2 protein-coding genes and 1 pseudogene are annotated in these 5,040 nt (G+C 52.0%); all 3 read right to left on the reverse strand.

The window, feature by feature from the left end:
• Positions 1 to 3,318, reverse strand: a 3,318-nt coding sequence (locus IQ260_RS27600) for a beta strand repeat-containing protein (RefSeq protein ID WP_193996285.1), incomplete at its 3' end; no start/stop codon positions are given.
• Positions 3,319 to 3,562: 244 nt separating this feature from the next.
• Positions 3,563 to 4,462, reverse strand: a complete 900-nt coding sequence (locus IQ260_RS27605) for a DMT family transporter (RefSeq protein ID WP_193996286.1) — start codon at positions 4,460 to 4,462, stop codon at positions 3,563 to 3,565.
• A gap of 62 nt (positions 4,463 to 4,524) precedes the next feature.
• Positions 4,525 to 5,040: pseudogene (locus tag IQ260_RS27610) on the reverse strand (fumarate reductase/succinate dehydrogenase flavoprotein subunit); the annotation flags it as partial.

Below are 5,040 nucleotides of genomic sequence, written 5' to 3' on the forward strand. Positions count from 1 at the left end.
AAAAGCAAGGCCGCTAGCGCCGTTCAGTGAAAGAGTACCGTTGGTGACGCCAATAGTTATAGTTTGTGCATCCCCATCAGCATCCGCGATTAAAATCCCCGCAATTGTATTGTTAATATCGTCTTCGTTAACAGCTATGCCTGCAGGGATAGTCAGAATAGGCGCATCGTTAATCGATGTGGAAACAACCGTTGTGCTGCCATCACTGGTGGTATCTATACCGTCGTTGACATTGATTGTAAATGCCGATGTTTCGGTGAGGGTGGGCGCAACTCGGTTATCCGTAGGAGCAAAGACAAGTTGCCGAATTGCGGTTTGAGCAATTGCTGTTGTCGTACTGGCGAGAGTATAGGTGCCGCCTGCATCCATAAAACCAGCCGCACTGAGCGAGGCTGCCGTAAATACGCCTTTATTAGCATCATCTAGGGCGACGCTGACGCTGACATTGTCTCCATTGGCGTCAGCAAGTGTCACACTGGAAAAGGGCAGCAGGGTCGCGTTGTCGTTTACGGCTTGTCCAGATGCCGTGCCACTGATGGTGGGAGCACTGTTGGTTACTGTTAAGGCGACATCGTTGCCGTCACCCCCGAGGTAGGAAATTTGGAAGCTAAAGCCATCGACACCAATGGTTGAGCCCTCTGCCAAGCCATTAAATGTGCCGGAGACAGCATCCGAGCCGTCATTGTCAACAATCGTCAAAGTATCTCCTAAAGCTGGTGTATATCCCAGACCCAGGTTTAATGACGCATTACTCAAGTTAACGGTACCGACGGCCTGAAGCTGGTCGTAGTCTGTTCCGGCAGTGCCACTGCCATTGAGCTGCAGGTTGAGGGAAGCCCCGCTGGCAAAGGCCACATCTCCATTCACCACCAGCTGACCAGCATCGTTACTCCCCGCTGGCTCCACAGCTCCTGCAAACGTGGTGTCACCCGCAATAGTGTTGCCGCTGCTGCTGTTGCTGATCGTACTTCCCGCCAGGGTGAGGGGGTCCGTAAAATTAGCATTAACAAGGTCGACGGCACCGCTGCTGCTATCTCCAATGAGAATACGACTAAAACCATCGGTCAGATTGGCGAGTTCGACAGCGTCGAGGTTGAGCGCACCGCTAGAACCGCTCCCTAATCCAATTGTGATTGCGTCCGTTTGGGGAACAATCGTGAGTTCTCCTGTCCCGGTAATGGCTTGATTAATTGCGATCGCATCTGCTGTCGCCGAAATATTTCCCTGGGCTGAGATCGCTCCATCCACAGATACCAGACCCGCCGTTAGATCAATCGCATTAATCAGGCTACTTCCACCTACGGCACCATTAAAATCGAGGGTAGCAGCCCCCGCATCCACCGTTAGATTCCGAGCGGAGGTTTCACCCTGAACCGTGGAATTAAAGGTGATATTGTTCCCGCTGGTAAAGGCCGTGTCGGTCTGCAGAACGACCGCATCCTCGTAGGTTTGGGTGCCCGTAGTGGTAATAGTACTGCTGGCAATATTGAGGGTTTCGCCACCGCTATTATCCGTGTCGCTGTTTAGTGTGAGGGCATTCAAACGTTGACTGCTATCGGTGGTACTACCAAAATCAATCTTGGCCGTCGAATTGATGACTAAAGAATCTTCGCCATCGGTCGCACTCCGGATGGTAGAGCCTCCTAAATCCCCTAGGCGTACGGCTTGATCGGCTGTGATCGTAACGGTGTTGCTGGGGGCATCAAGCGTGATGTCATTGAGCAGACGCAGGAACCGGCTGGTAAATGAGTCTGACTGAATTAATGTGGTCCCCAAATTGACCACCTGAGTAGCGCCAATGGCAGCCGCACTACCCACGTTCTCCCCAAAGGTCAGCGTCCGACCCGACCCCACTTGAAAGATAGTCGCTTTGGTACCATCTAGAGTGGAATTAAAGGTGATATCGCCTCCGGCCACCACAGTGGTCTGAGCCGTCAGGGTGACGGCATCGTTAAATGTCGCATTGCCGGTCAAACTAATAGAGCGCCTACCGGCTATATTGGAGTTTCCGGCAGCATTTAATACCGTAGTGCCAGCGGCATCTGTGGTGAGATTAACGAGCTGGGTGACGGTATCGCCCACCTTGCCATTCAATGTAGTAGTGCCACTGCTGTTGATCGCTAAACTTTGGCCACCGTCAATGATGGAATTAAACGTGACATCGCCACTACCGGCATCCAGCGTGGCATCCGTGCCTAAAACCACGGCCCCATCGTAAAGTTGGGCACCGTTTGCTGTAGTAACGTTGGCATTCAGAAGAATCTCATTGCCAGCTTCCAGCGTCAGCGATGCCCCGTTGGTCGCTAATGTAATGGCATCCGTCACCGTAATGTCATTGCTGGCTTGGAGAATAACATTTCCTCCCACCGCATTTAGCTGAGCCGGTGTGACGTTCCAGGGTTCAGCCGCCGGAGAATTTGCGAGTAGAACACTGCCGCCATTGGCCCCGTCGTTACCATCGGCGTTGGCAATCACAATATCAACAGGGTCAAACAGTACCGTCCCCGTCGTTCCGTTAGCCGCTAGGACATTGACCTGTCCATCAAATGCCAGATGCTTCGCAGAAATTTCAGCAAAGCCGCCATCACCGCTTGTGGTTCCTCCCTGGGCACTCAGCTGGCCGCTAAAATGGGTCGTGTCATCGGCCCAAACAATTACCTGCCCGCCATTGCCGTCGGTGAGGGCATCGGCAGTAATGACGGTGGCTGCATCCACCTGGGTAAACGCAGCTGTGGGAAGCGGCCCCTGCCCCTGATAATCGCCACCGATTAAAACTGTGCCGCCGCCGTTCGCTCCAGACGCATCAATGGTGGCACCCAGCAGGGAGACACGGTCTCCTAAAATCTGAATTGTGCCACCAATATCGCCGTCTAGGGCCGTTAGTGTCCCTGTAACCTCGGTACTTTCTGAGCTTTGCAGCGTGATTTCCTGGGCTGATAAGCTACCATCCACTGCGATCGCATCTGCCATAATCGCTAACGTGCTGGCAGTGGCTACATCGCCTTCCACATCAACAACGTCGTCTCCCTGGATGGTCAGAGTGCCGCTCAGAGTATGATCCGCCACCACCAAGGTGTCGATACCGGCCCCACCATCCAATTGAATGCGCCGGAGGGTATGGCTGTTGACGTCTTTTAGGGATTCAGAAAAGAACGGCGAGTGACGATCGCTAGAATAGCGTTGACCATCAATCTCCATCTCAATGCTATCGTTTGCGCCAGTCCAGTAGCGGACTAAATTGTCCTGGGCATTACCTGCAATGGTTAAGATGCCGCTAGTGCCGTTAAAAGCTACAGTGACTGGATTACTGGCAGACATTATGGTGCAGAATCTGGAGGTGAACAACTTTGACTAGAATTTTTGAAAAACTCATGCAAAAAGATTGTTCCCTTTTTATCAAGGAGTCTCTAATCGTAATTTCAACGATGTCATGGTTGAAATTACGACTTCTGAGGCTCAGTAGATTCAGCAGGGTAGCAATTTAGTCAGATTCTCTTCAGCAATTAATCTTTAGGCTTTTGACGAACTAGTTTGAGGTCTTAAATTACCCTTTCAATATCTGCTAGTGCGATTTAGAATGCTTCGTAGCATTTCCTTTCTGAGCACAGAGAATACCGACAATCAATAAGACAGCTCCAACTGCACCAGACCCGCTGATGGGCTCCTTAAACGCAAAGATACCCAGCAGAGAGGCGGTCAGGGGTTCTAATAAAACAGCCAGTCCTGCCATGGTGGCCGACGTGTGGCGAATGCCCAGCATGTAAATGCCATAGGCGAGACCGCCAGTAATGACACCCAGATAGAGTAAAAGGGGGAGTGTTTTGAGCCAGACGCCAAGGGGTGGATGCAGTACAAGGGTGGGGGTCAGAATGAGGGCAGCGACAGTAAAGCTGTAGGTTGCGATCGCAATGGCATCCATCCGACCCACCAGCGATTTTGCAAAAATAGCATAGCCCGCATAGGAAAACGCGGCCCCAAACGCCAGGACAACGCCGAGAAAAAATCGGACGCCGTCAACATGCACTGCCTCAGGTTGAGCAATCAGTAAGACAGTGCCCGTAACGCCTAAGGCTAGAGCAATGCACAGACTGCGAGTGAGTTTCTCGCCCAGAAATGCGATGGCCAGCAGCGCAATAATCAGCGGTGACGAACACACAGCGACCAGTGCTGTCATGGCCACGCCAATGTAGGGGACCGCCGCAAAGTAAAACACCTGATACCCTGCCATACAGAGGCCCATGGCCAGCAGCGATAGGCGATGCTTTGGTGGAAATAGCCAGCTAGCCAGAGATTTTTGCCGAGCGTTATAGCCGTGCCACAGCCAAAAGACAGGCAACGCAAAAACTATGCGATACAGGCCCACAATCAATGGCGAAAGGGTTGCCTGTTGCGCAATTAACACTGACGTCGTGCCGGTCGTGCCCCAGGCGACAGCGGCTAGACAGATAAGCAATAAACCCATGGGTGGTAGTTATGTGATGATGGGTCTGAATACTACCAAATCGAAGCTATTCCATTGGTGACCTATTTATAACTTCGTTGAGTCAGTTTAACGTTATCAAAGACCAGGGGCTCCTGATGTAACTTAGGTGGCTGTTCGTCGCCGCTGTAGGCCCAGGCAGCCACGTAGGCGTAGTCTTGATCGTTGCGTCTGGCTTCACCGTCTGGGGTCTGATATTCTTCACGGAAATGACCGCCACAGGATTCTTCACGGTTAAGGGCATCGCGAGCCATCAGTTCACCCAGTTCTAGAAAGTCGGCTAGGCGACCGGCATATTCTAGATTTTTGTTGAGGGTATTAGCCTCGCCAGGTACCCGCAGATTTTGCCAAAATTCTGCCCGCAGCGATTGGATTTGACTGATGACGGTTTCAAGACTGTTGCGATCGCGACTCATACCCACATGGTCCCACACCAGCTGCCCCAGCTGCCGATGAAACTGCATGATGGTTTTATCTCCCTGAATACTCAAAAGCTTTTGGGTTTTACTACGTACGGAGGCTTCAGCCTCGGCAAATGCGTCATCCTGGGTATCCACCGG

It is taken from the genome of Leptolyngbya cf. ectocarpi LEGE 11479 (assembly GCF_015207065.1).
In the GTDB taxonomy this organism is placed as follows: Bacteria; Cyanobacteriota; Cyanobacteriia; order Phormidesmidales; family Phormidesmidaceae; genus Leptothoe; species Leptothoe ectocarpi.

What these genes read in the sequence shown, in the direction of transcription:
- IQ260_RS27605 (WP_193996286.1), bottom strand. Translation starts at nt 4,462, where the DNA reads ATGGGTTTATTGCTTATCTGTCTAGCCGCTGTCGCCTGGGGCACGACC.